24 protein-coding genes, 1 tRNA gene and 1 riboswitch are annotated in these 24356 nt (G+C 63.4%); of the genes, 18 read left to right on the plus strand and 7 right to left on the minus strand.

Annotated elements, in window-relative coordinates; all coding sequences use genetic code 11:
- The first annotated feature begins 1 nt into the window (after position 1).
- A complete protein-coding gene (gene phoB, locus AFIDRAFT_RS11685; RefSeq protein WP_009339616.1) occupies positions 2 to 706 on the plus strand; it encodes a phosphate regulon transcriptional regulator PhoB in 705 nt (234 codons plus the stop codon).
- Positions 707 to 793: 87 nt separating this feature from the next.
- Here the strand turns inward: phoB and AFIDRAFT_RS11690 are convergent, their stop codons facing one another.
- Positions 794 to 1300: a GcrA family cell cycle regulator gene (locus tag AFIDRAFT_RS11690; protein ID WP_009339617.1), complete on the minus strand. Its 507-nt coding sequence runs from the start codon at positions 1298 to 1300 to the stop codon at positions 794 to 796.
- Between the two features lie 467 nt (positions 1301 to 1767).
- Between AFIDRAFT_RS11690 and AFIDRAFT_RS11695 the strand changes: the two genes are divergently transcribed.
- From AFIDRAFT_RS11695 to AFIDRAFT_RS11705, 3 genes are all read left to right on the plus strand, one after another.
- Entirely contained in the window at positions 1768 to 2988 is a 1221-nt protein-coding gene (locus AFIDRAFT_RS11695; RefSeq protein WP_009339618.1) for an aspartate aminotransferase family protein, read from the plus strand.
- Entirely contained in the window at positions 2985 to 3908 is a 924-nt protein-coding gene (gene argF, locus AFIDRAFT_RS11700; protein ID WP_009339619.1) for an ornithine carbamoyltransferase, read from the plus strand. The genes AFIDRAFT_RS11695 and argF overlap by 4 nt, the downstream gene beginning before the upstream one ends.
- A gap of 68 nt (positions 3909 to 3976) precedes the next feature.
- Complete coding sequence (locus tag AFIDRAFT_RS11705) at positions 3977 to 4957, plus strand: Hsp33 family molecular chaperone (RefSeq protein ID WP_009339620.1); 981 nt, start codon at positions 3977 to 3979, stop codon at positions 4955 to 4957.
- 27 nt (positions 4958 to 4984) lie between these two features.
- On the opposite strand, the gene apaG is transcribed toward AFIDRAFT_RS11705, so the two are convergent.
- Positions 4985 to 5377, minus strand: a complete 393-nt coding sequence (gene apaG / locus AFIDRAFT_RS11710; protein ID WP_009339621.1) for a Co2+/Mg2+ efflux facilitator ApaG/CorD — start codon at positions 5375 to 5377, stop codon at positions 4985 to 4987.
- A 238-nt stretch (positions 5378 to 5615) separates the two neighbouring features.
- Here apaG and AFIDRAFT_RS11715 point away from each other — a divergent pair, with 238 nt between their 5' ends.
- The 3 genes from AFIDRAFT_RS11715 to AFIDRAFT_RS11725 are packed head-to-tail and all read left to right on the plus strand — an operon-like array spanning position 5616 to position 8541.
- The gene (locus AFIDRAFT_RS11715; RefSeq protein ID WP_040298430.1) at positions 5616 to 6839 is read left to right on the plus strand and encodes an OpgC domain-containing protein; all 1224 of its coding nucleotides are present in this window, start codon (positions 5616 to 5618) and stop codon (positions 6837 to 6839) included.
- On the plus strand, positions 6839 to 7603 hold the full coding sequence (locus AFIDRAFT_RS11720) for an SGNH/GDSL hydrolase family protein (protein ID WP_009339623.1): 765 nt from the start codon (positions 6839 to 6841) through the stop codon (positions 7601 to 7603). Before AFIDRAFT_RS11715 ends, AFIDRAFT_RS11720 begins: the two co-directional genes overlap by 1 nt.
- A gap of 2 nt (positions 7604 to 7605) precedes the next feature.
- The gene (locus AFIDRAFT_RS11725; RefSeq protein WP_009339624.1) at positions 7606 to 8541 is read left to right on the plus strand and encodes an SGNH/GDSL hydrolase family protein; all 936 of its coding nucleotides are present in this window, start codon (positions 7606 to 7608) and stop codon (positions 8539 to 8541) included.
- Positions 8542 to 8595: 54 nt separating this feature from the next.
- Here the strand turns inward: AFIDRAFT_RS11725 and AFIDRAFT_RS11730 are convergent, their stop codons facing one another.
- Positions 8596 to 9798, minus strand: a complete 1203-nt coding sequence (locus AFIDRAFT_RS11730; protein ID WP_009339625.1) for an O-succinylhomoserine sulfhydrylase — start codon at positions 9796 to 9798, stop codon at positions 8596 to 8598.
- A gap of 72 nt (positions 9799 to 9870) precedes the next feature.
- Positions 9871 to 9950, minus strand: a riboswitch (SAM riboswitch).
- Between the two features lie 62 nt (positions 9951 to 10012).
- On the opposite strand from AFIDRAFT_RS11730, the gene AFIDRAFT_RS11735 reads away from it, so the two are divergent.
- From AFIDRAFT_RS11735 to AFIDRAFT_RS11750, 4 genes are all read left to right on the plus strand, one after another.
- Positions 10013 to 11155: a 2'-deoxycytidine 5'-triphosphate deaminase gene (locus AFIDRAFT_RS11735; RefSeq protein WP_009339626.1), complete on the plus strand. Its 1143-nt coding sequence runs from the start codon at positions 10013 to 10015 to the stop codon at positions 11153 to 11155.
- 73 nt (positions 11156 to 11228) lie between these two features.
- Positions 11229 to 11302: transfer RNA gene (locus AFIDRAFT_RS11740), tRNA-Gly, on the plus strand.
- Positions 11303 to 11475: 173 nt separating this feature from the next.
- Positions 11476 to 11937 (plus strand): hypothetical protein, encoded by a 462-nt coding sequence (locus tag AFIDRAFT_RS11745; RefSeq protein WP_009339627.1) that lies wholly within the window; start codon positions 11476 to 11478, stop codon positions 11935 to 11937.
- Between the two features lie 146 nt (positions 11938 to 12083).
- Positions 12084 to 12677: an SCO family protein gene (locus AFIDRAFT_RS11750; RefSeq protein ID WP_009339628.1), complete on the plus strand. Its 594-nt coding sequence runs from the start codon at positions 12084 to 12086 to the stop codon at positions 12675 to 12677.
- On the opposite strand, the gene AFIDRAFT_RS11755 is transcribed toward AFIDRAFT_RS11750, so the two are convergent.
- Positions 12661 to 14697, minus strand: a complete 2037-nt coding sequence (locus tag AFIDRAFT_RS11755; protein ID WP_009339629.1) for a glycosyltransferase — start codon at positions 14695 to 14697, stop codon at positions 12661 to 12663. The genes AFIDRAFT_RS11750 and AFIDRAFT_RS11755 overlap by 17 nt on opposite strands.
- 82 nt (positions 14698 to 14779) lie before the next feature.
- Here AFIDRAFT_RS11755 and AFIDRAFT_RS11760 point away from each other — a divergent pair, with 82 nt between their 5' ends.
- From AFIDRAFT_RS11760 to ybaK, 3 genes are read left to right on the plus strand one after another with little or no spacing between them, the layout of a single operon-like run.
- The gene (locus AFIDRAFT_RS11760; protein WP_009339630.1) at positions 14780 to 15706 is read left to right on the plus strand and encodes a transporter substrate-binding domain-containing protein; all 927 of its coding nucleotides are present in this window, start codon (positions 14780 to 14782) and stop codon (positions 15704 to 15706) included.
- A gap of 47 nt (positions 15707 to 15753) precedes the next feature.
- Positions 15754 to 17403 (plus strand): lysine--tRNA ligase, encoded by a 1650-nt coding sequence (locus AFIDRAFT_RS11765; protein ID WP_009339631.1) that lies wholly within the window; start codon positions 15754 to 15756, stop codon positions 17401 to 17403.
- A 10-nt stretch (positions 17404 to 17413) separates the two neighbouring features.
- A complete protein-coding gene (ybaK, locus tag AFIDRAFT_RS11770; RefSeq protein WP_009339632.1) occupies positions 17414 to 17887 on the plus strand; it encodes a Cys-tRNA(Pro) deacylase in 474 nt (157 codons plus the stop codon).
- A 3-nt stretch (positions 17888 to 17890) separates the two neighbouring features.
- On the opposite strand, the gene AFIDRAFT_RS11775 is transcribed toward ybaK, so the two are convergent.
- On the minus strand, positions 17891 to 18514 hold the full coding sequence (locus tag AFIDRAFT_RS11775) for a S24 family peptidase (protein WP_009339633.1): 624 nt from the start codon (positions 18512 to 18514) through the stop codon (positions 17891 to 17893).
- Positions 18515 to 18704: 190 nt separating this feature from the next.
- Here AFIDRAFT_RS11775 and AFIDRAFT_RS11780 point away from each other — a divergent pair, with 190 nt between their 5' ends.
- Both AFIDRAFT_RS11780 and AFIDRAFT_RS11785 read left to right on the plus strand, forming a co-directional pair.
- Complete coding sequence (locus tag AFIDRAFT_RS11780; protein ID WP_009339634.1) at positions 18705 to 19049, plus strand: DUF952 domain-containing protein; 345 nt, start codon at positions 18705 to 18707, stop codon at positions 19047 to 19049.
- The gene (locus AFIDRAFT_RS11785) at positions 19046 to 20140 is read left to right on the plus strand and encodes a quinone-dependent dihydroorotate dehydrogenase (RefSeq protein ID WP_009339636.1); all 1095 of its coding nucleotides are present in this window, start codon (positions 19046 to 19048) and stop codon (positions 20138 to 20140) included. Before AFIDRAFT_RS11780 ends, AFIDRAFT_RS11785 begins: the two co-directional genes overlap by 4 nt.
- Here AFIDRAFT_RS11785 and AFIDRAFT_RS11790 read toward each other — a convergent pair.
- The gene (locus AFIDRAFT_RS11790) at positions 20115 to 21455 is read right to left on the minus strand and encodes an MATE family efflux transporter (RefSeq protein ID WP_009339638.1); all 1341 of its coding nucleotides are present in this window, start codon (positions 21453 to 21455) and stop codon (positions 20115 to 20117) included. The two genes, AFIDRAFT_RS11785 and AFIDRAFT_RS11790, sit on opposite strands and share 26 nt — an antisense overlap.
- A 37-nt stretch (positions 21456 to 21492) precedes the next feature.
- Positions 21493 to 21792: a DUF6460 domain-containing protein gene (locus tag AFIDRAFT_RS11795; protein WP_009339640.1), complete on the minus strand. Its 300-nt coding sequence runs from the start codon at positions 21790 to 21792 to the stop codon at positions 21493 to 21495.
- A 244-nt stretch (positions 21793 to 22036) separates the two neighbouring features.
- On the opposite strand from AFIDRAFT_RS11795, the gene AFIDRAFT_RS11800 reads away from it, so the two are divergent.
- Together AFIDRAFT_RS11800 and AFIDRAFT_RS11805 are read left to right on the plus strand one after the other, a co-directional pair.
- Positions 22037 to 22963 (plus strand): class I SAM-dependent DNA methyltransferase, encoded by a 927-nt coding sequence (locus tag AFIDRAFT_RS11800; RefSeq protein WP_009339642.1) that lies wholly within the window; start codon positions 22037 to 22039, stop codon positions 22961 to 22963.
- 47 nt (positions 22964 to 23010) lie between these two features.
- Positions 23011 to 24333 (plus strand): Nramp family divalent metal transporter, encoded by a 1323-nt coding sequence (locus AFIDRAFT_RS11805; RefSeq protein ID WP_009339644.1) that lies wholly within the window; start codon positions 23011 to 23013, stop codon positions 24331 to 24333.
- The last annotated feature ends 23 nt before the right edge of the window (positions 24334 to 24356 follow it).

The raw sequence follows: 24356 nt of genomic DNA on the forward strand, positions 1-24356 counted from the left end.
CATGAACGCAAGAATTCTGGTCGTCGAGGATGAGGAGGCGCTGTCGACATTGCTGCGCTACAATCTCGACGCGGAAGGCTACGACGTCGAGACGGTGGCGCGCGGCGACGATGCCGACACGCGGTTGAAGGAGCGCGTGCCTGACCTCGTGGTGCTCGACTGGATGCTGCCGGGCCTGTCCGGCATCGAACTATGCCGCAGGTTGCGGGCACGGCCCGAAACCAAGCAGTTGCCAATCATCATGCTGACCGCGCGCGGCGAGGAAAGCGAGCGTGTGCGTGGCCTTGCCACCGGCGCGGACGACTACATCGTCAAGCCGTTCTCGGTGCCGGAACTGCTTGCGCGGGTGAAGGGCCTGCTGCGGCGCGCGAGCCCGGAGCGCCTCGCTAACGTGCTGGTCTATGGCGACATCGAACTCGACCGCGAGAAGCGCCGCGTGGCGCGCTCGGGCCGCCCCATTGATCTTGGCCCGACCGAGTACCGGTTGCTTGAATTCTTCCTGCAGCATCCCGGGCGCGTGTTCAGCCGCGAGCAGTTACTTGACGGCGTCTGGGGCCGCGACATCTATATCGATGAGCGCACCGTGGACGTGCATATCGGGCGGCTGCGCAAGCTGCTCAATCCCGGCGAGGAGCAGGACCCGATCCGCACCGTGCGCGGCGCGGGCTATGCGCTCGACGATCGCTTCGCCAAGGTGGAAGGCTGATCGGCCCAGGTTTGTTTTCCGCGCGGAGTTGAAAATCAAAAAAGCCCGCCGGTCAGGCGGGCTTTTCGGTTTCCGGATTGGAGGACGTTACTTGTTCGGCCGCCGATCGCGCCGGCGGTCGCCTGCGGGTTGGTAGGCAACGCGCGAGTGGTGTGCGCAATAGGGCAGGCCGCCGAGCGCCTTGCCGCCGCAGAAAAAGAACTCGGTGCTGCCAGGATCGCCGACCGGCCAGTGGCAGGTGTCTTCCGTTAGTTCGAGCAGGGTGCGGCGCTGGTTCATCGGCACCACATTGTCGAACGCGATCGGATCGGGTTCGGCCTCAACATCGAAGGCATGGGCGAGCGCGGTGTTGCCGCGCGCCATCGGGCGGCTGATGCGCATCATGTGCTGCGGGGCGCGCACCTTGCGCTGCCGGGGCGCGGCGGAGGATGGGCTCTTGGCGCGGCCGGAGAGGCCGAGCCGATGGACCTTGCCGATCACAGCGTTGCGCGTGATGTTCCCGAGTTCCGCGGCAATCTGGCTCGCCGACAGGCCGGATTCCCATAATTTCTTGAGCTGTTCGACGCGATCGTCGGTCCAATTCATTACCGTCATCGCTCTCATCCTTCTCTCTCGTGCCTGGAGGGTGAATCCGGCACTCCGATTGATGGTTCCGAAAACTCGTGTTGGCAGAATCCCTTAGCTCTCGCCGGTCGGAAGAACCGGACGTTTGGGCTGCCTTTGGGTTCAGAATTCAGGACGCCGCACGAGATGTCGTAGCCAGTAAGAAAAACGCTACAATATGGCGTGACTCACGCGCAAGAGTCCGACTCCGCAGTCCACATGTTCCGAATCAGTCATGCACACCAATTTGCGGATGCAGGGGCCGCATCGTGTGCCGCAGGCGGGGCACGGAAGGGGGCAAAAACGGGCTGTCTGGCGTGTTGACAGCCAAGACATACGGAGAGGATAATCACGCAATGCCGCCCCGTCGGGGCGGCATGTTTCATTTTTGCGGACCGTCACGACCGGGGGAATCTCGCGGTTCCCGGCAGGTCCACCGTTCGCCCTGTCAGGTTGCCATGACCACCACCGCTTCGTCTCATCTCATGCCGGTCTTCGCCCGGGTCAATCTCGCTTTTGAACGCGGCGAGGGCGCTTGGCTGGTTGCCACCAACGGCGAGCGTTATCTCGATTTCACCAGCGGCGTGGCGGTGAACGCGCTGGGCCATGCTCATCCGCATCTCGTGGCGGCGGTGCAGGCGCAGGCCGCCAAGCTCTGGCACATGTCTAACCTGTTCAAGAGCCCGGACGGCGAGAAGGTCGCAGCAAGGCTGTGCGAGAACAGCTTCGCCGACGAAGTATTCTTCGCCAATTCCGGCGCCGAGGCGATGGAATGCGCCATTAAAGTCACGCGCAAATATCATGCGGCGAAGGGACACCCCGAGCGTTTCCGCATCATCACGTTTGAAGGTGCCTTCCACGGCCGCACGCTGGCGACGCTCGCCGCAGGCGGGCAGGAGAAGTATCTCGACGGGTTCGGCCCAAAGGTCGAAGGCTTCGACCAGGTGCCGCTCGGTGACATCGAGGCGGTGAAGAAGGCGATCGGGCCGCAGACCGCCGGCATCCTGATCGAGCCGTTGCAGGGCGAAGGCGGCGTGCGCGAACCCGCGCACAGCTTCTTCAGGGCGCTGCGCGAATTGTGCGACGATAAGGGCTTGCTGCTGATTTTCGACGAGGTGCAGACCGGCATGGGCCGCACCGGCGAACTGTTTGCGTACAAGCGGCTTGGTGTTGAGCCTGACGTGATGGCACTGGCGAAGGCGCTTGGCGGCGGTTTTCCGATCGGTGCATGTCTTGCGACGCGCGAAGCCGCATCAGGCATGACGGCGGGTAGCCACGGTTCAACCTTCGGCGGCAACCCGCTGGCGATTGCGGCTGCGACCGCCGTGCTCGATGTGATGCTGGCGCCGGGTTTCTTCGATCATGTGAAGCGCGCTTCGCTTATTCTGAAGCAGAAACTCGCTTCCGTCATCGATCGTTATCCGAACGTCCTGCGCGAGGTGCGCGGCGAAGGTTTGCTGATCGGCCTGCAGGCAGCGGTGCCTTCACCCGACCTGATCGTGGCGCTGCGCGAGGAAAAGCTCCTGACTGTCGGTGCGGGCGAGAATGTCGTGCGGCTGCTGCCGCCTTTGATTGTAACGGAAGCCGAGATCGAGGAAGCGGTCGGTCGGGTTGAGAAGGCCTGCGCGCGACTGGCAAAGGATTTGCCGGCGGCTCCCGGCAAGAAAGCTGCATCATGAGCCAGAAACTTCGCCATTTCCTCGATCTGTCCGAACTGCCCGTGCATGACCTGCGCGCGATTCTCGATGCGTCGATCGCGATGAAGAAGAATCTGAAAGCGGGTCATCCGGACCGTCCACTGAAAGACAAAACGCTGGCGATGATCTTCGAGCGTCCCTCGACGCGCACGCGCGTATCGTTCGAGGTCGGCATGCGCCAGCTCGGCGGCGAAGCGATCATGCTGACCGGGCAGGAGATGCAGCTCGGCCGCGGCGAGACGTTCGCAGATACCGCGCGAGTGCTGTCGCGTTTCGTCGACATCATCATGATCCGGATTCTCAGCCATGACGCGCTTGCGGAGATGGTGGAGTTCGCGACCGTGCCGGTCATCAACGGCCTGACGCGGCGTTCGCACCCCACGCAGGTGATGGCGGACGTCATGACCTTTGAGGAGCATCGCGGGCCGATCAAGGGCCGCACCGTGGCGTGGGTCGGCGACGATAACAACGTCATGGCCTCATGGGCGCATGCGGCCGAGCGTTTCGGCTTCACCCTGCGGGTGGCGACGCCGCCGCAGCTCGCGCCGAACAAGCGGTTGCGCGACTGGATCAAGGCTACCAATGCACCGATCGTGCTCGGCACCGACGCGCAGGAAGCCGTGCGCGGCACCGATTGTGTGGTGACCGACACATGGATGTCGATGGGTGACAAGGATGCCGAGCACCGGCACAATCTGTTGAAGCCTTATCAGGTTGACGAGAAGCTGATGTCGTTGGCGAAGCCGGATGCGATCTTCATGCATTGCCTGCCCGCGCATCGCGGCGAGGAAGTCACCGATGAGGTGATCGACGGCCCGCAATCGGTGGTGTTCGATGAGGCGGAAAATCGCCTCCACGCGCACAAGGGCATTCTCGCCTGGTGCCTCGGGGCTGTCGGCTAAGCACGGTTACGCTTGAATCGCCGCTGGCGCTTCCTAAATTGCGGTCTTGCTCAAGAAAGGACGCCTGCATGGCGGATCAAGGTTCTATTCGCGCGCCGTCGGCTGTTCCGGTCGACGATGCGGTGCTCCCGTTTGAAGTCAGCGCGCTCGATGTTCGCGGGCGGCTGACGCGGATGGGGCCTGCGCTCGACGATATTCTGATGCGCCACGATTATCCCGCGCCGGTCGGCAAGCTGCTCGGGGAGGCCATCGTGCTGACGACGCTGCTCGGCTCGTCGCTGAAGTTCGAGGGTCGCTTTATCCTGCAGACCCAGACCGACGGTCCGGTGTCGCTTCTGGTGGTCGATTTCATCGCGCCGGATCGGCTCCGCGCCTATGCACGGTTCGACAAGACGCAGCTGAAACCCGGTCTTTCCTCCGGCGAATTGCTCGGCCATGGTCACCTTGCGATGACCATCGATCAGGGGCCGGACATGAGCCGCTATCAGGGCCTCGTCGCCCTGCAGGGCGGATCGCTGGAAGATGCCGCGCACGAATACTTCCTGCGCTCGGAGCAGATTCCGACCCGCGTGCGCCTCGCCGTCGGTGAGGAGCTGCGCGGCGGCAGCGACGGGCCGAAGCATCGCTGGCGTGGCGGTGGCGCGCTGATCCAGTTTCTGCCAAAGGCGCCGGAGCGCGCCAAGCAGGCCGATCTCCACCCCGGCGATGCCCCGGAAGGCAGCGTGTCGCATGTGGTGGAAGAAGATGACGCGTGGACCGAAAGCCAGTCGCTGTTCGCAACCATCGAGGATGTCGAACTGATCGACCCTGATCTGTCCGGCGAGCGGCTCCTGTTCCGGCTATTTCATGAGCGCGGCGTGCGCGTGTTTCCGAGCCTGCCGTTGCATGCGGGCTGCACCTGTTCGCGGGATGCGGTGGCCGGCATGCTGGCGAGCTTCGACCCGGAGGATCGCGCCGACATGGTGGAGGACGGCAAGGTCGTGGTGACGTGCGAGTTCTGTAGCTCGATTTATGAGTTCACGCCGCAGGAAGCGGGCGTCGAGGACTGAGGGCGTAATGACGCTGAACCGGCTTTGTCAGTTCAGCGTACGCTTGGCGTCCGGGCTGTCGAGCGAGAACAGCGGGATCGCGAGGTCGAACTTCTCTCCGCTTTCCGTCACCATCTGGTAGCTGCCGGTCATGAAGCCAGAGGGCGTCGTGAGCGGCACGCCGCTTGTGTACTCATACCGCTCGCCCGGCGCGATGACGGGTTGCTCGCCGACCACGCCTTCGCCGCGGACTTCCTGCTGCTGGCCAAGGCCATCGGTAATGATCCAGTGCCGGGTCTTGAGCTGGACGGTTTCGCTACCCTTGTTCACGATCACGATGCTGTAGGCCCAGAAAAATTGCCGGTTTTCAGGGGATGAGCGTTCGGGAAGGAACTCGGGTTCGACGAGGACTTCGATTTGGCGGGTGACGGCGCGGTACATTGCTTCAATCGGATGGTTCGATATCGATGATAGACCCAAGCGACGACAATGGCAAAACGCCGCGCGTGATGACGCCGAGCCTTGTTGACGCGATTTCGTTCAAGCCGGGTTCATATTGGGCTGTGCATGGCCTTTGTGCAAATCGCGGTGGGGTTCCACGGTGGCGGTTTGCGGTTGCTTGCGGAATCTCTATCCTGCAGCGATGTCTGTCGCGCGTTTCCCTGAACGGTTCGAGCCGATGACAACCCTGACCACCTCAGCGCCCGAACCCAAGATCATCCCACGGGATGCCGGAAAAATCGTTCTTCCGGTGGGAGCGGGTGAGCGCGAATTGCGGCTCGATCTGTTTCGTGGGCTCGCGCTGTGGCTGATCTTCATCGATCATCTGCCGCCGAACATCCTGACTTGGCTCACCATCCGCAATTACGGCTTTTCCGACGCGACCGAGATATTCATTTTCATTTCGGGATATACCGCCGCCTTCGTCTACAGCCGGGCGATGGACGAGCGCGGTTTCATCATTTCGAGCGCGCGCATCTTCAAGCGGGTCTGGCAAATCTACGTCGCACACGTCTTCCTGTTCATGATCTATCTCGCGGAAATTTCCTACATCGCGACCAGCTTCGAGAACCCGCTTTATTCGGAGGAAATGGGAATCCTCGATTTTCTCAAGCATCCAGACACCACGATCATGGAGGCGCTGCTTTTGAAGTTCAAGCCGGTCAACATGGACGTGCTGCCGCTTTATATCGTGCTGATGCTGTTCCTGCCGTTCGTATTGTGGCTGATGCGCCGCATCCCAGATGTCACCCTGGCGCTGGCGGTCCTCCTCTATGCGCTGACCTGGCAGTACGGCTTTGCCTTGCCTGCCTACCCGAACGGGGTGTGGGTGTTCAATCCGTTCGCGTGGCAGTTGCTGTTCGTGTTCGGCGCATGGTGCGCGCTGGGCGGGGCGCAGCGGATGGCGCCGATCCTCGCTTCGCGCGTCACGCTCGTGCTGGCGGTGGCTTATCTGCTGTTCGCTTTCTACGTGACGCTGACATGGCATGTTCCGCAGTTGCACGGCTATCTGCCGGGGTGGCTGGAAAGCTGGATGTATCCGATCAACAAGACCGATCTTGACGTGCTGCGGTTCGCTCACTTCCTCGCGCTCGCGGCGGTCACGGTCTACTTCCTGCGGAAGGACTGGCCGGGGCTGAAATCTCCATGGCTGCGGCCGATTATCCTGTGCGGGCAGCATTCGCTGGAAATTTTCTGCATCGGCGTGTTTCTGGCCTTCGCCGGTCACTTCGTCCTGGCGGAAACCTCGGGCGGGGCAGGGCTGCATTTCGTCATTAGTATGATCGGTTTGGTCATCATGTCCTGCGCGGCGTGGCTGCTGTCATGGTACAAAGCCGAAGTGAACAAGAGCGGTAAACGGCCCGTTTTGGCAGTCAGTGCCGATATGGTCGGGAGTAATTGATGAATATCGTGCGGATCGCGGGAGTGGCGGTTCTGGCCTGGCTGGCGGTGACGCCGGCCGTGGCCGACGATGACCATTTCTGCTCCGTGCCCGCTTATCTGCTCAGCACCGACGCAACGCTGCCGAAGGTTGCGGAGGCCTTCAAGGCGCGGTCGCCCATTCGCGTGCTGGTGATCGGCAGCCGCTCCTCCGCGTTGAGCGGGCCGGACGGCGCCGCAAGTTCCTATCCCACGCGCTTCGAGGCGGCGCTGCGCAGCAAGCTGCCCGGCATCGAGATCAGCGTGACGACCGAACTTCATCCCAAGGAGACGGCCGCGGATGTCGCCGGGAAGGTCGAGAAGATCATGCAGGAGCGGAAGCCGACACCGACGTTGGTGGTCTGGCAGACCGGCACCGTCGACGCGATGCGCTCAATCGACCCGGACGATTTTCGCGCAGCGCTCGATACCGGCCTTGCCGCTCTGCAGAAGGCGGATGCCGACGTGATCCTGATGAATCTGCAATTCAGTCCGCGCATGGAAACGGTGCTGGCGGCGACCAACTACAACGATACGATCCGTGTCGTGGCGCAGGAGCACGGTGCGCCGCTGTTCGACCGTTTTTCGATCATGCGCGCCTGGAGCGAGGCGGGAGATTTCGACCTGTTCGCGCAGGCCCACAGCATCGGCGTTGCCGCGCGGGTGCATAATTGCCTTGGGCGCGCGCTGTCCAAGCTCGTGATCGAGGCCGCCCATATCAACCCGTCCGAGCTCGGGGTGCGCTGACGATGCGGCAGCGCCATCGCAAGTTGCTCGTCGCTGTGGGGCTTTTCGGTATTCTTGCGAGCGCGCCGTGTCTTGCCGCGGGCGAGATGTCCGCGCAGTCAGAGACGACGTCGGCGACAACCGATGTGGTACCTGCAAAGCGTAGCCTTCCCGGCAAGGCGATTGATGCCGCGAAAAATGCTGCGAGCCGGGCCGGCGATGTTCTCACGCGTATTCCGTGCCTGCCGCCGAAAGGCGCTGGTGCGGTCTCCGCCTCGCTGCCGCGCGTGGCGCGCAAGCTCAACGCGGGAGAGCCGATCACCATCGTGGCGCTAGGATCGTCGTCCACCGCAGGCTACGGGACGACGTCGTCCACCTATACCTATCCGAGTCGCTTGGCCGAACAGCTTCGGCGGAAATATCCGAGGGCGCGCATCAGCGTCATCAATCGCGGCATGGGTGGTCAGGAAGTGCCGCAGATGGTCCAGCGGTTGCAGTCGAGCGTGCTCGATTCAAATCCGGATCTCGTGATCTGGCAGCTCGGTACGAACACGGTGGTGCGCGGTGAGGATTCATCGGGCCTCGCCGCGATGGTGGAGGCCGGCGTCGCCAGGATACAGGCCACAGGCGCCGACGTGGTGCTGATCGATCCGCAATATGTGCCCGCCGTGACCGCGAAGAAGGAGGGCGCGAACAAGATGGTGAAGCTGATCCGCGAAGTCGGACGGCTGCGTCATGCTTCGGTCTTCCCGCGCTTCGAAGTGATGCGGCAGTGGCATGAGGACGAGAAGCTGCCGTTCGAGAGTTTCTCGATCTCCGATGGGCTGCACATGAACGACTGGGGATATGCCTGTTTCGCCCAGTTGCTCGGCGACACCATCATCAAGTCGGTCGGAGAAGCCAAAGCCGAACCCGGCACCGAGAGGCCGGGAAGCGTCATGAGCTTCAGGCCGATGTGAGGTCGTGAAAAAGCCCGCCAAATGGCGGGCTTTTTTGATGGCGGCGAGCTTGCCTCAGACTTTCTCCAGCGCGCCCTGAACATCCTCGATCAGGTCGTCGACGTGTTCGAGGCCGACCGAGAAGCGGATGAACCCGTCGCCGATACCGAGTTCGGCGCGTTCATCCGGCGTCAGACGCTGATGCGTGGTGGTGGCGGGATGAGTGACGATGCTCTTGGAGTCGCCGAGATTGTTGGAAATGCGCGCGACCTGGAAGCCGTTCAGGGCGCGGAATGCGCCAGCCTTGCCGCCCTTCACCTCGAAGCCGATCATCGTCGAGCCTGCGCGCATCTGCTTCTTGATGACATCGGCCTGCGGATGGTCGGCACGGCCCGGATAGATCAGCCGCGTCACTTTCGGATGCGTGGCGAGGATGTCGGCGATCTTCGCCGCACTTTCGGTCTGCGCCTTGACGCGCACGCCGAGCGTCTCAAGCCCCTTCAACAGCACCCAGGCATTGAACGGTGACATGGAAGGCCCGGTCTGGCGGAAGAAATTATGGATGTGCTCCATGATGAATTCTTGCGTCGACAGGATGACCCCGCCGAGACAGCGGCCCTGTCCATCGATGTGCTTGGTCGCCGAATAGACAACGACATCCGCGCCGAGTTCGAGCGGGCTCTGGTAAAGAGGCGTTGCGAACACATTGTCCACCACGAGGCGGGCGCCCCCCTGATGGGCGATCTTTGCTACCTCCGCGATGTCGACCACCTCGAGCGTCGGATTGGTTGGACTCTCCAGGAACAGCGTCTTGGTGTTGGGACGCATCGCCTTGCGCCAGGCGTCGAGGTCACGGCCATCCACCAGCGTGGAGGTGATGCCGTAGCGCGGCAGCAGTGTTTCGATGACGTAGCGGCACGAACCGAACAGCGCTCTTGCCGCGACAACGTGATCGCCGGCCTGAAGTGGTGCGAGCATGGCGGTGGTCATCGCGGCCATGCCGGTCGCGGTGGCGCGCCCGGCTTCGGCGCCTTCCAGCGCGGCCATGCGTTGCTCGAACATCGCAACCGTCGGATTGGAAAATCGCGAATAGAGAAAGCCCGGCTTCTCGCCCTTGAAACGCGCCTCGCATTCCTCCGCGCTCTCGTAGGTGAAGCCCTGGGTCAGAAACAGCGATTCCGACATCTCGCCGAAGTCGGAACGGATCGTTCCGGCGTGGACAAGGCGGGTTTCAGGGCGGTAGCGGGATGAGTTCAGGGCGTTCTTTGTGTCGGACATCAGGACCTCCAATAGCGTCTCGCTTGGAAACAAGACGCAAAAAACCGGCCTGGAAAAAATCCAACGGCCGGGGGCACAAGGTCCGCGGCCTGTTTAGCGACTTATTTTACGTGGCTGCAAGCCGGCCGGCCCAAATCACCACGGGATAAGTCCGAGGCTTAATCCGCACGGCCCTTTCCGTCAAGCAACCCATCGGATAACGGGGTAAAGTTCTATGCATAGCTCACTCCCGAGGGGACCGGATTTGGCCTTCTCTCTCCCAGCCAACGCCAACGGTATTCTGCCCGATCGCATGATCGCGGCCATGGAAGAAGACGGCCTGATCCTGCCGGCGTTTCCGTTCGTGGAGAGCCAGATCCAGCCCGCGAGCCTCGACCTGCGGCTGGGCGAGGTGGCCTACCGGGTGCGCGCGAGCTTTCTGCCGGGGCCGGATGTCACGGTCGCGGAGCGGATCGACGAATTGAAACTGCACGAGGTCGATCTCTCCGACGGCGCGGTGCTGGAGACCAACTGCGTCTACATCGTGCCGCTGCTGGAGAGCTTGGCGCTGCCGCCTTCGATTCTGGCGTCCGCCAATCCGAAAAGTTCGACCGGCCGCCTCGATGTGTTCACCCGCGTGATCGCGGATGGCACGCGCCGCTTCGACATGATCGGCGCGGGCTATCATGGCCCGCTCTATGCCGAGATCAGCCCGAAGACATTTCCCGTGCTGCTGCGGCAGGGATCGCGCCTGTCGCAGGTCCGCTTCCGTACCGGTATGCCGCAGTTGAACAACGACGAACTCGAGGCACTGCATCAGGCCGAACATCTTGTCGATTGCGAGAATGCCGATCTTGCCGGCGGCGTCGCGGTCAGCGTCGACCTCTCGGGCGAGGGCTCGGATGGCTTCGTCGGCTACCGCGCCAAGCGCCACACCGGCGTCGTCGATATCGACCGGCGCGGCGGTTACGCCGTCGATGATTTCTGGGAGCCGATCCGCGCCCGGCCGGACCATAGCCTCATTCTCGATCCCGGCGAGTTCTACATTCTCGCCTCGAAAGAAGCCGTGCAGGTGCCGCCGAACTACGCCGCCGAAATGGTGCCGTTCGACCCATTGGTCGGCGAATTCCGCGTGCACTATGCGGGCTTCTTCGATCCGGGGTTCGGTCATGCGGGCGCGGGCGGGCAGGGATCGCGCGCCGTGCTGGAGGTGCGCTCGCGCGAAGTGCCTTTTATTCTCGAACACGGCCAGATCGTCGGACGTCTTGTGTACGAGAAGATGCTGGCGCCGCCGCAGACGCTGTACGGCACCCGCATTGCCTCGAACTATCAGGGCCAGGGGCTGAAGCTCTCCAAGCATTTCCGCGCTCCTGTCTAAAGGCGCGTTTGGTTAACGTCACCTCCGTGTCGTTGCAAAAGGCGAGCGGTTGGGCGATGGTGGAACGGACTTCGCGGGCGTAGTTCAATGGTAGAACGGCAGCTTCCCAAGCTGCATACGAGGGTTCGATTCCCTTCGCCCGCTCCAATCGTCCTGCGTTCCCGCAGTGACGCTTTGGCCACGCAGTTCCACCGAACTGCATCCGCCATGCAACACCGCATTGAAATCATCTGCATCTAAGAGGGCCGATCTGGACAAACCTCCGGACTCGCAACACGCTGTCGATGCCTCGGTGACACAGCCGGGCGGGGGACGCGACGATGAGATTCGTGACCGGATTGTTGGCGGGCGTGTTGTTGCTGGCCGGGTTGACTGCGAGCCATGCGGTGGTCCGCATCGCCGATGATCGCGGCGGACGCATCGGTACTTATGTCGACAAGTATCAGAATCTCCGAACATCGGGCGAAACCGTGGTGATCGACGGATTGTGCGCCTCGGCCTGTACCATTGTGCTCGGCGCGGTTCCGCACGACCGCATCTGCGTCACCTCGCGCGCCAGCCTTGGCTTTCATGCCGCGTGGGATCCGGGCGCGGGCGGGCGGCCGGTCACGAATGTCGAGGCCACCCACATGCTCTACAAGATGTACCCGGCCTCGATCCGCCACTGGATCGCGCGGCATGGCGGGTTGAAGCCACGGATGATCTTCCTGCGCGGCCACCAACTGACGTCGATGTACAAGCCCTGCTATATGGACGCGCACGCCTCCGCAGGAGCCCGGTGATGCCGTTCTGGCGGTATTTTGCCTCGCTATGATGTGATCGCTGCATGGCTCGTACGCGAGCGGTTTGCTTGCCCGTAGGTGCTTTCATGGCTATTTGAACGGGATCGGCAGCCCACCCTGTCAGCATTTCAGGTTTTCAGGTTCCTATGGCAACGAGTTCAACGCGACCGGGCGTCGTCATCGCCGCCTTCGCCATCAGCCTTGCAATCGGGTTGATGGGTGTTCTTTTTTTGGTCGGCGGATTTCGCAGCAGCACTCCGGTCTCGTCGATCGGCGGCCCGTTCCAGTTGACGGACCAGACCGGCGCAACCGTCACGGAGAAGAACCTGCAAGGCAAGCCGACGCTGATGTTCTTCGGCTTCACGCATTGTCCGGATATCTGTCCGACCTCGTTGTTTGAAATATCGGAAATTCTGCGCGCGATGGGGCCGGATGCCGGGCGCATCAACGCCTATTTCGTCTCGGTCGATCCGGAGCGCGATACGCCCGCCGTGATGAAGGATTATCTGCAGAGCTTCGATCCGCACCTCAAGGGTCTGAGCGGTTCTCCCGAAGCCATCGCCAAGATGATCAAGGCGTATCGTGTTTACGCCAAGAAGGTGCCGTTGAAGGACGGCGACTACACCATGGACCACACCGCAGCGGTCTATCTGCTGGATCGCGAGGGCCGGTTCGTCGTGCCGTTCAATTTGAAGCAGACGCCGCAGCAGGCGGCTACCGATCTCAAGCGCTATTTCTGACGTTTCGTTCTTGCGCGACGTCTTCAAGGTCCTTGGCATGACGCCGGGCTGAACGCGCCGCGAGCCGCGAATGGCGCGCGAGCCCATGCTCGGTCTTTTCCCAGTGATAGGGGTCGTGGAGGAGTTGTGTGAGCGCCCGCCATGCCGCGACCGAGAGGCAGGCCCAATAGAGCGGCGTCAGGAGCAACACCCATGCATGATGCAGAAGCCTGCGGCGCGCGAGGCCGATCAGGCACACGACGATGGTCGATAGGTAGCCTGCGGCGATGGTTGTGAAATGCAGCTCGACAAACGGTCCGGAGAACATCTCGATCTCCGTGCTGCCGGCTGCGCTGAAGCCGAGCTCCAGAAGGCAGGCGCCGATCAGCACGGGGTAGGCGAGCGCGGTGAGGACATTGCCGCCGACGAGCAGGTTGAGCGTGAGGAATCCCGAAGGCCCGCTTTGCCGGATCAGCCGCCGCGGCGAGCGCATGTGCACGATCCAGGTCTGCATCCAGCCCTTCATCCAGCGCGAGCGTTGCCGCAGCCATGCGCCCGCGCGGGCCGGGGCCTCCTCATAGGTCGTCGAGAAGAACATCACCGCGCGATAGCCGAACCGCGCCAAACGGAATCCGAGATCGGCGTCCTCGGTGACGTTATAGGCGTCCCATCCCCCGACCTCGCGCAAGATCGCGGTCCTGAAATGGTTCGACGATCCGCCGAGCGGCAAAGGCAGGCCGAATTGCGAGAAGCCGCGCAGGAAGGCATCGAACTGTCCTGCGTATTCGGCGGTGAACATGCAGGCGAGCCAGCTATCGGCGCTGTTGTCGATGCAAAGGCTGGCCTGCGCGCAGGCGACGTCATCGCCGTTGCGGCGGAAGGTATCGAGCGCAGCCCGGAGTTGTGAGGGATCGGGCCTGTCTTCGGCATCGAACACGGCGACGAAGTCGCCACGCGCGAACGGCAGTCCGGCATTGAGCGCTTTCGGTTTGGTGCGCGGCCCGAATGGCGGCACGAAAAGGATTTCGACGTTCGGCGGAAGATTGAGACGCTCAATGGCGGCCTGTGTTTCGCGGTCGTCGGCTTCCAGCAGCAATTTGATGTCGAGCTTCTCGCGTGGATAATCCAGCGCCGCCAGCGCATGTAAGAGATGCGCGACGGAACGGCCTTCACGATAGAGCGCCACCATCACGGTGTAGACCGGCAGATGTTCGTCGGGTAGGCGGTCGAGCGGGTGTGGTCGTTTGTTGCCCGCGAAGGAGCCCGCGAGGCGCAGACTGTTGAACAGCAGAAACCAGATCGCGAGCACTGCGCCGCAGAGCTGCATGATGAGAACGGGCGCCAGGACAAAGAGGCCGGTGAGGCCCAGCAGGTGCAGCAGGTAGCGCCGCATCCTGCTGCCGCCGTCGCGATGGATCGGCGCGCATGACATCTCGGGCATTTGCAGAGCGAGGCCTTCGGCTGCGTCATAAGCGAGTGCCTCGTGGCGCATCAGATAGCGGTCGAACGCGGCGCGCGTGGCCAGCCGGATGCGCGGCCGTGCCTGCCGCACGCACAACGCGGCGAGCCGGCGTGCAGCGAGGCCGAGCGGAGCCTGGACATGATAAAGCCCGTCAGGCCGCTCGAGCGGCAGCAGGCGGTGCTGCGCGGCATAGCGCAGTTGCGCGTCGCTCAACGGGCAGTCGGCGCGTGAGATATTGCGAAAATCCTCGACGGCGAGCCCGCAATGATGCGCCAGCCGGAGCACATATTCCGCTTCCGTGATGATGCCGCGGCGGATCAGGACCTGATCGGCACCGACGCCAAGCAGCGCGGCGCAACGCGCGGCTTCTGCGAGGATTTCGGGCGGCAGGACATCGTGCAGGCAATCGAGTTCAAATGGGTGGCCGGTCTCGCGCCGGGGCCGCGCGGCAGTGGGCTGGGCGCGCGGGCGTTTGAAGATGTCAGCGAGAAGTCCGGAGGGAGGCCATGCGGGGCGCCGGCGGCGTATTTTCCGCCCCGGTCCGGCCATGTCGTTCGGATGACCGGAGATCGGAGCCATGCGCCCCCCAGACGCTGCCACTCAAACGCCGCTCGCCTCCGCCGCCGGATGGTCTATAAGACCCCCTCGCGGATGCTTCCCAATGCAATCACAGATGGTAATTTCCGGCAATGAAAGATCGAGCGGCTGGCCGAAAGGCTTAAGCCGGACGATGCGCGCGATTTTGCTCGGCATTTTCATTGCGGGATCGCTCGGTGCTGAGGCCATCGCACAACCAGCGGTGAAGTCGGCTGTGACGGCAGCCCCCCAGGCCGTGCCGGGTTTCTGGGACCCGCGCCGCCGGCCGGACCGGCCGGACCTGTCGCGCATTACGATGATCCGCTTCCTCACGGAAACCGACTATCCGCCGTTCGACTTCACCGGTCCGGACGGCAACCCGGCAGGCTTCAACGTCGATTTCGCGCGCGCGCTGTGCGAGGAGATCAAGGTGCCCTGCACCATCCAGATGCGGCGGTTCGAGACGCTGGTCGATGCCATCAACACCGGGCGCGGCGACGCGGTGATCGCTTCGATCGCGATGACGCCGGATATCCGCACCAAGCTCGATTTCACCGATCCTTATTATCGTGCGCCTGCGCGTTTCGTCTCCCGTGCAGGCGAGGTTCTGGCCGATGTGCGGCCGGAGAACCTGACAGGCAAGAAGGTCGGCGTCATTTCCGGCTCGGCGCACGAGGCGTATCTGAAAGCGCTCTTTACCGATGCGCTCGCGGTCGGCTTTCCCTCCGAGGATGCGATGCGTTCGGCGTTGCGCCGTGGCGAGGTCGACCTGATTTTCGGTGACGCGATTTCGCTCGGATTCTGGATCAACGGCACCGATTCAGCGGGGTGCTGCGCGTTCAGCGGCGGACCGTTCGTGGAGAGCCGCTATTTCGGTGAGGGCATCGGCATCGGCGTCAAGAAAGGCAACGATGTGCTGCGTCAGGCACTGAACTGGGCCATGTTCCGGGTCTGGGAAAAAGGCCGCTACACTGATTTGTGGTTGCGCTATTTTTCCGTTAGCCCGTTCTGAGAGAAAATAAAGGTGCGCGGGATTGGCTCGCGTGCAGCGGAGTGAAGATGTCGGAGACGATCACGCGATTTGAAGACCTGTCGGCGAGCGACCTGCGTGCGGTTGCCGAGCAATCCAATGCCTGGCCGTTCGAGCAGGCCAAACAGATCGTCAATCGCCTGAAGAAGAAACCGAAGGACGAAGTTCTGTTCGAGACCGGCTACGGCCCTTCGGGCCTGCCGCATATCGGCACCTTCGGCGAGGTCGCGCGCACCTCGATGGTGCGCCATGCCTTCCGCGTGCTGACTGAAGACAAGGTCAAGACGAAGCTGCTTGCCTTCTCCGACGACATGGACGGCCTGCGCAAGGTGCCGGATAACGTGCCGAACAAGGAGATGCTCGAAGAGGACCTCGGCAAGCCGCTGACGAAGGTGCGCGACCCGTTCGGCACCCATGACAGCTTCGGCGCGCACAACAATGCGCGGCTGCGCGCCTTCCTCGACACCTTCGGCTTCGATTACGAATTCGCGTCGTCGACGGAGTACTACACCTCGGGCCGGTTCGACGCGACGCTGTTGAAGGTGCTTGAGAACATCGACAAGGTGATGGCGATCATGCTGCCGTCATTACGCGAGGAACGCGCCGCGAGCTATTCGCCGTTTCTGCCGATCTGTCCGCGCACCGGCGTGGTGTTGCAGGTGCCGATCGTCGAGCACGACAAGAAGGCTGGCACGGTTTCTTACGACGATCCCGAGACGAAGGAGCGTGTCACCGTTCCGGTCACCGGCGGGCATTGCAAGCTGCAATGGAAGCCGGACTGGGCGATGCGCTGGGTTGCGCTCGGTGTCGACTATGAAATGGCCGGCAAGGACCTGATCGATTCGGTGAAGCTGTCCGGGCAGATTTGCCGCGCGCTCGGCGGCACGCCACCGGAAGGCTTTAACTACGAACTGTTCCTCGACGACAAGGGCCAGAAGATTTCCAAGTCGAAGGGCAACGGGCTCACTATCGATGAGTGGCTGCGTTACGCCTCGCCGGAATCGCTGTCGCTGTTCATGTATCGCGAGCCAAAGGCGGCGAAGCGGCTGTATTTCGATGTGATCCCGCGCAACGTCGACGAGTATCAACAATTCCTCGATGGCTTCGCGCGGCAGGACGCGAAACAGCGGCTTGGCAATCCGGTGTGGCACATCCACGCGGGCAGGCCGCAGGCCTCTGAGATGCCGGTGACGTTCCAGTTGCTGCTGACGCTGGTGTCGTCGTCGAACGCCGAGAATGCCGAGACGCTGTGGGGCTTCATCGGCCGCTACCGTCCCGGCGTCACGCCGCAGACCCACCCGAAGCTCGCCGCGCTGGTCGGCTACGCGATCAACTACTATCGCGATTTTGTCGCGCCGACGAAACAATTCCGCGAGCCGAGTGCGAACGAGCGCGCGGCATTGCAGGACCTGCGCGATGCGCTATCGCAACTGCCTGCGGACGCGTCCGCCGAGGACATCCAGAATGTCGTCTACGAGATCGGGCGGCGCGAGCCGTTCCTCGATCCGGTGAAGAAGGGCAAGGATGGCCGTCCGGGCGTGTCGCTCGACTGGTTCAACATGCTCTATCAGGTGCTGCTCGGGCAGGAGAAGGGCCCGCGCTTCGGCTCGTTCGTCGCGGTCTACGGCCTCGCCAATGCCATGACGATGATCGACGCGGCGCTCGCGCGCAGCGCCTGATCCCTGCGTCATGTCGAAGGCCACGCGCGCGACGAGAATGCTGGAGCAGGCGGGCGTCGCCTTCTCAGTGCGCACATATGAGTACGACAGCAGTGCCGATCGCATCGGCCTGCAGGCGGCCGAGGCGATCGGCGAGGAGCCCGCGCGCGTGCTGAAATCGCTGATGGCGCTGGTCGATGGCAAACCGGTCTGCGTCATCGTGCCCTCCGATCGTGAAGTGTCGATGAAAAAGCTCGCTGCTGCCTTCGGCGGCAAGTCGGCGCAGATGATGAAGCCGGCCGACGCCGAACGGCTGTCGGGCTACAAGGTCGGCGGCATCAGCCCGTTCGGGCAGATGAAGCCGCCGCGTGCGGCCATCGAGCAAGAGGCGATGGCGCAGGACCTCGTCTACATCAATGGCGGACAGCGCGGGTTGCAGGTGCGGCTTAATCCGCACGACGCAGCGAAAGTATTGAATGCCATCGTTGCGCAACTGGTGGCGTGAGCGCTACTGGCTCGCCCACAGAATGCGCGCGATCCACTCGATCTCGGAGGTCGGCAGCGTGCGGTCGGAATGCGCGGGGTTGAGCGATTGCAGCTCGATCACCTTCTGGGTGCGGCGGCGCAATTCCTTCACCATCACCTCGCCGTCCTTGGTCTTGACCACCACGCGGTCACCGCGCCGGATCGGCGCGCTCGGCGAGACGACGATCACATCGCCGTCGCGGTAGGCGGGCTTCATCGAATCGCCGGAAATTTCCAGCGCATAGGCATGCTCGTCGTTGACGGACGGCAGCCCGACCTCGTCCCAGCCCTTGCCGACCGGAAAGCCGCCATCGTCGAAATAGCCGCCGCTGCCCGCTTCGGCGAAACCCAGCAGCGGCACCTGCACGGAACGCGACGAGCTTTCGATGAAATGCACGAAGGTGTCGACGCTGATACCGGTGGCGGCCAGCGCCTTCGCGACCGACTCGGTCGAAGGCCAGCGTTCGCGGCCATCGCTTGTCACGCGCTTCGACTTGTTGAAGGTGGTGGGATCGAGGCCCGCGCGCTTGGCGAGGCCCGAAGGCGACAGCCCGGCGCGGGCCGCCAGCCTGTCGAGCGCCGTCCAGATTTGATCGTGTGTCAGCATCGTCGAACCGTTCGGCGGGGTTTCGATTATAGGAATTATTACCTTTATTGGGCGGCTTGTGCAATGAGCTGGACGTTGCATTTCAGCCTTGCGCCACATGTCCAACGTCAAGTCTTGAAGTCGCGGTTCGCCATGGCTAGGGTGGCGGCATCAAAAACAATAATGAACTCAAGCACTCCCGGAACTCGCCGTGCGGACCATCTATAAAATCTGTCCGGCACCGGCCTGGCGGGAAGCTGAGCGGGCGGGCGTCTATCGCGGCAGCCCGGACGATGTGCGGGATGGATTCATCCACTTTTCCACAGCCTCGCAGGTTCCCGGCACGCTGGCGAAGCACTTTGCCGGGCAGGCTGATTTATTCCTGATCGCGGTGAGTGCCGATGCGCTGGGTACGGCGTTGAGGTGGGAGCCCTCGCGTGGCGGCGATCTGTTTCCCCATTTGTACGGAGACCTCGATCCGGCCGCCGCCGACAATATTGCCACGCTGGCGGTGGGCGCAGACGGCCTGCACCGGCTTCCGGAGAATTTGACGTGATTCGTGCTTTCGACCACCTGACGCTGCCGCTGCTGCGCAAACTCGATCCGGAGGATGCGCACCGGCTGGCGATCAAGGGTCTGCGCAGCTTTCCGATGCCGCGCGCGAAGGCGGACAGCCCAAGGCTGGCGACCCGTGCCTTTGGACTCGACTTTCCGAACCCGATCGGCATGGCGGCGGGCTTCGACAAGAACGCCGAGGTGCCGGATGCGCTGTTGCGGCTCGGCTTCGGTTACGTCGAGGTGGGATCGATCACGCCGCTGCCGCAGCCTGGCAACCCGCGGCCGCGCATGTTCCGTCTCGAAGAAGATGCCGGTGTCATTAACCGCATGGGGTTCAACAGCGAGGGCGCCGAGGTGGCACTGCGCCATCTCAACGCGCGGCGCGGGCGCGGCGGCATCGTCGGCGTCAATCTCGGAGCCAACAAGGAGTCCGAGGACCGCACCGGCGACTACGTCAAGCTGATCGGCATGTTCGCGCCGGTCGCGAGCTACTTCACCGTCAACGTGTCGTCGCCGAACACGCCGGGCCTGCGCAATTTGCAGCAGGCCTCCGCGCTCGACGATCTGTTGGCGCGAGTGATCGACGCGCGCAATCGCGCGCGCACCGAGGCGGGCGCGGTGCCGCTGCTGCTGAAGATTTCGCCGGACCTCACGCTGTCCGAACTCGACGATGTCGTGCATATCGCGCGCGCGCGCGGCGTCGATGGCATGATCGTGTCGAATACCACGCTGGCGCGCCCCGATACGTTGCGCGAGCGCGGGTTGGCGCTGGAGCAGGGCGGACTGTCGGGGCGGCCGCTGCTGCGTCTCTCCACGCGCATGGTGGCTGAGACCTATGTGCGCACTGAAGGCGCCTTCCCGTTGATCGGCGTCGGCGGCATCGATTCCGGCGGGGCCGCGCTGATGAAGATTCGCGCCGGCGCCTCGCTGATTCAGTTGTATTCGTCGCTGGTGTACAAGGGGCTTGGCCTTGTCGAGGCGATCAAGACCGATCTGTTGTCGACGTTGCGGCGAACGGGCAGGGAATCGCTGTCGGAAATCGTCGGCGCGGACGCCGCCATGATCACCGCGGAAGATTGGCCGGTGTAAGCGTTCCTGCGAAGGAGGCTTTCAGCAGCGCGCGGTAGCGCAGTGCCTGAAAGCATCCGCGCGCCAGCAGGAAGATCAGAAGCGCGAGCCACAGCCCGTGATTGCCGAGTGGTAGCAGCGCCGCCCACGCCGCGAAATACAGCGCCAGAGACGCCAGCATCAGGTTGCGCATGTCGCGCGCCCAGGTTGCGCCGATGTAAATTCCATCGAAGGCATAGGCCATCACGCCGCAGACCGGCGCCAGTGTGGCGAGCCACATGAAGGTGCGCGCGGCCTCCCGCACGTCGGCGCTCGCGGTCATCAGGTCGATCAGCGCAGGACCGCCCAGTGCGAGCGCCAGCGCGACGGCGATGGCAAACACCATGCTCCAGCCGAGCACGAGCTTCGTGGTGCGCAGGAAGCGGGTGCGGTCGCGCGCGCCGAGGCTGTAGCCGGAAAGCTGCTCGGCGGCAGTGGCGAGACCATCGAGAAAGAACGAGCCGATCAGCGCGAAATTGTTCAGCACCGCGTTGGCCGCGAGCACCACGTCGCCCTCGCGTGCGCCCTGCGCGGTGAAGAACAGGAACGCGCCGGTCAGCGCCAGGGTGCGGATGAAGATGTCGCGGTTGATCGCCATCATCCGTGTGAGCTTGGCGCGCTCAAATACCACCGCGCGCGGAATGCGAAAGCCGGCGCGGCCGAGCATCCGCGCTGCGAGCGTCAACCCGAACACGAGGCCGCAGGCTTCGGCGATGATCGCGGCATGGGCTGCGCCCGCGACCCCCTGTTTCAGTCCGATCACCAGAACCACGGTCGCGGCGATGTTGACGAGGTTGATCGCGATCTGAATCGCGAGCGCCCAGCCGGTACGGGCCTGCCCGATCAGCCAGCCGAGCAATGCGTAGTTGGCGAGCAGAAAGGGCGACGACCACAGCCGCACTCCGAAATAGAGTCGCGCCGCCTCCGTCACCGGCCCGCTCGCGCCCATCAGATCGAAGGTGATGGCGGCCAGCGGCTTCTGCACGATGAGCAGCACGGCGCTTGAGAGAATCGCGATCAGCAGGCCGCGCGCGAGCGTGGCGCGGACTTCAAGCGGGTTATCCGCGCCAAGCGCCTGCGCGGTCAGCGCCACCGTGCTCATGCGCAGGAAGCCGAACAGCCAGAACATGCAGTCGAACACCACGGACGCCATGGCGACGCCGCCGAGCAGATGCGCTTCGCCCAGTTGCCCGATCACGCCGGTCGCGACGATGCCGAGCAGTGGCGTCGTCAGGTTCGCGAGCATCGCGGGCCCTGCGATAGCAAAGACCCGGCCATGCGTAAGCTGGTCGTTCATGAGATGCGTTCAGGCGGAAGAATGTGCGGTGGCGACCTCAGCGCGGCCTGGAGCCGAACAGCCGCGACAACAGCCACAGCGGGACGACGATCACCGCGCCGAGGATGAAGTAGCGCCACAGGCTGTTGATGGCATCGAAGCCGAGATTCCAGATCCAGTCCGCGAGGCGGCGCAGGCTCTCGACGATATTCCAGGGATCGAGGCCGATGGCGGCGAGAACGATGCCGACCAGAACCGACATCAGAATGAGCCTCAGCACCACCGCGAGCGGCGAGCCTCCCAGAAAGCGGGAGAACTGATCGTCGCGTGCCGGTAATTCCTTCGCTTCGTTCTGCATTGCCGTCTCCAGAATCCGTGTGTGCTGCTTTTAGCACACTTTGGCGCAGGTGGGGCCGCAAAGCACTGCCGTCAATGGAGGGCGTGGGGGAAGGCGGTAGCTTTCCTGAATTTAATCCGGCGGCACCTTACGGTCTCACGGCCGGTAGCCGGTGGTTTCGTATCGCCTGCGATAGAATCGAGCTGCCGTGATCTGTTGCCGGGCGCGCGGTCAAGCTATAGAGGGGGCCATTTCCGAGGCCCTTATGCCCGCGCCGCTTTTCCTGTCATCGGGTGATCTGATCGCCGACCGCCGCTACGATTTCGCGCGCGACCTGCAACTGCGCGGCGACATTGCCGGTGCGGCCGATCTGATGGCGCAGGCGGTCGAGCGCGCGCCCAATTTCGCGTCGGCGTGGTTCGCGCTTGGCGAATTGAAGCAGCAACTCAATCTGCATGGCGAGGCGATCCAGGCCTATCGCAAGGCGCAGGAGGCTGACCCGCAGGATCGCCACGGTGCCAAATTGCGGCTGATACGCCTTGGCGTGGAGAAGGTGTCGGACATGCCGCCGGCCTATGTACGCTCGCTGTTCGATCAATACGCACCGACCTTCGAGGACGCGCTTCTCAACAACCTCAGTTACCGGGGCCCAAGCCTCTTGTTGAAAGCCGTGCTGTCGGCCTGCCGTGGGATCAAGCGGCCCGCCTTCTTCAAATCCGCGATCGATCTCGGCTGCGGCACCGGCCTGGCCGCGCGCGCCTTCGAGAAGAATGTCGATGCCTTCGTCGGGATCGATCTGTCGCCCGGCATGATCGCGAAAGCCGAAGCCACCGGCCTCTATCGAAGGCTGGAAGTGGCCGACATGGTCGAGGGTTTGAAGGGAGAGGCAGATGCCGCCTTCGATCTCGCGCTGTCGGCGGATGCGATCATCTATCTGCCTGATCTTGCTCCGGCGCTGAAGGAAGTCGCGCGGGTGCTGCGCCCGAACGGGCTGGTCGCGTTCACCACCGAGACGCATCCCGGCGACGGCGTTGTGATCGGCGCGGGCCTGCGTTACGCGCACGGCACGGTGCATGTGCGCGACGCAATCATGGGGGCCGGGCTTGTGCTGTGCAGTATCGAGGAAGCTTCCACGCGCACGGAGAGCGATGTGCCTGTGCCGGGCTTGATCGCGGTGGCGCGCAAGGCCTGACGGCTGGAACTTTAAGGATAGGCTGTGCTTGTCAGGTGAGGCGGGGCATGACGCATCCCAAAGACCATATCGACAGCAAGAGACAGACGCCTGCGCCCAAACAGCCCGGGGTGCCGGGCGGCGTTCGCGGCTTTCTGCAAACGCTTGGCCCCGGTCTCATCACCGGCGCGGCGGATGACGATCCCTCGGGCATCGGCGCCTACAGCCAGGCCGGCGCGCAACTCGGCTACAGCATTTCCTGGACGATGCTGCTGACGCTGCCGCTGATGGTGGCGATCCAGGAGATTTCAGCACGGGTGGGGCGCGTCACCGGCCATGGCATCGCCGGTAATGCCTGCCGGTTTTACTCGGCCCTTGTCCTCAACGTTGTCGTGGCGCTGCTGTTCGTGGCGAATACGATCAACATCGCCGCTGACCTCGCGGCGATGGCGGACGCGCTGAAATTACTGATCGGCGGACCAGCCATCGTCTATGTCGTGGGCTTCGGCGTCGTCTCGGTCGCCGCGCAAATCTTCTTCGACTATCGGCGTTACAGCGCGGTGCTGAAATGGCTGACATTGAGTCTGTTCGCCTATGTCGGCGCGCTGGCGTTCGCGCATGTTGCGTGGGGCGAGGCGCTGCGTGGCCTCGTCATTCCGCAGCTCCAGTGGAAGTCCGAATTCTTCACCACGTTGGTTGCAATCCTCGGCACCACGATCTCACCCTATCTGTTTTTCTGGCAGGCCTCGCAGGAGGCGGAGGACCAGCGGATCGATGCCCGCAAGAAACCGCTGGCTGAGAAGCATTATGGCGCGCGGGCGGAGTTTCATCGTATCCGGGTCGATACCGTCGCGGGGATGGTATTCTCGACCGTCATCGCGCTCGCGATCATCATGACGGCGGCGGCGACGCTGCACGCCAGCGGCAAGACCGACATCGAGACGTCCGCGCAGGCAGCGGAGGCGCTGCGGCCGGTCGCGGGCGCGTTCGCGGAAGTCATCTTTGCGCTGGGCATCATCGGCACAGGTTTGCTGGCCGTGCCTGTGCTGGCAGGCTCGGCGGCCTATGCGATCGGCGAGGGACGAAAGTGGCCGGTCGGTCTCGCGCGCAAGCCAAAGGAAGCAGTGTCGTTCTATTCAGTGCTGGCGCTGTCGGCGGGAATCGGGATCGTGTTGAATTTCACACCGATCAGCCCGATCGCGGCGCTGTACTGGAGCGCGGTCGTCAACGGCGTGCTTGCGGTGCCGGTGATGGTGCTGCTGATGGTCATGGTCCGGCGCACCGATGTGATGGGCCGGTTCCTCGTCGGCGGCGCGCTTTATTGGCTAGGCTGGCTGTCGACCGTCGCGATGGCCGTTTGTGTGGCCGCGATGTTTGCCGGAATGCTGTGAGCATCCTGCAGCGTTTTCAAGCG

The sequence above is a fragment of the Afipia sp. 1NLS2 genome (assembly GCF_000178995.1).
Classification (GTDB): Bacteria; Pseudomonadota; Alphaproteobacteria; order Rhizobiales; family Xanthobacteraceae; genus Afipia.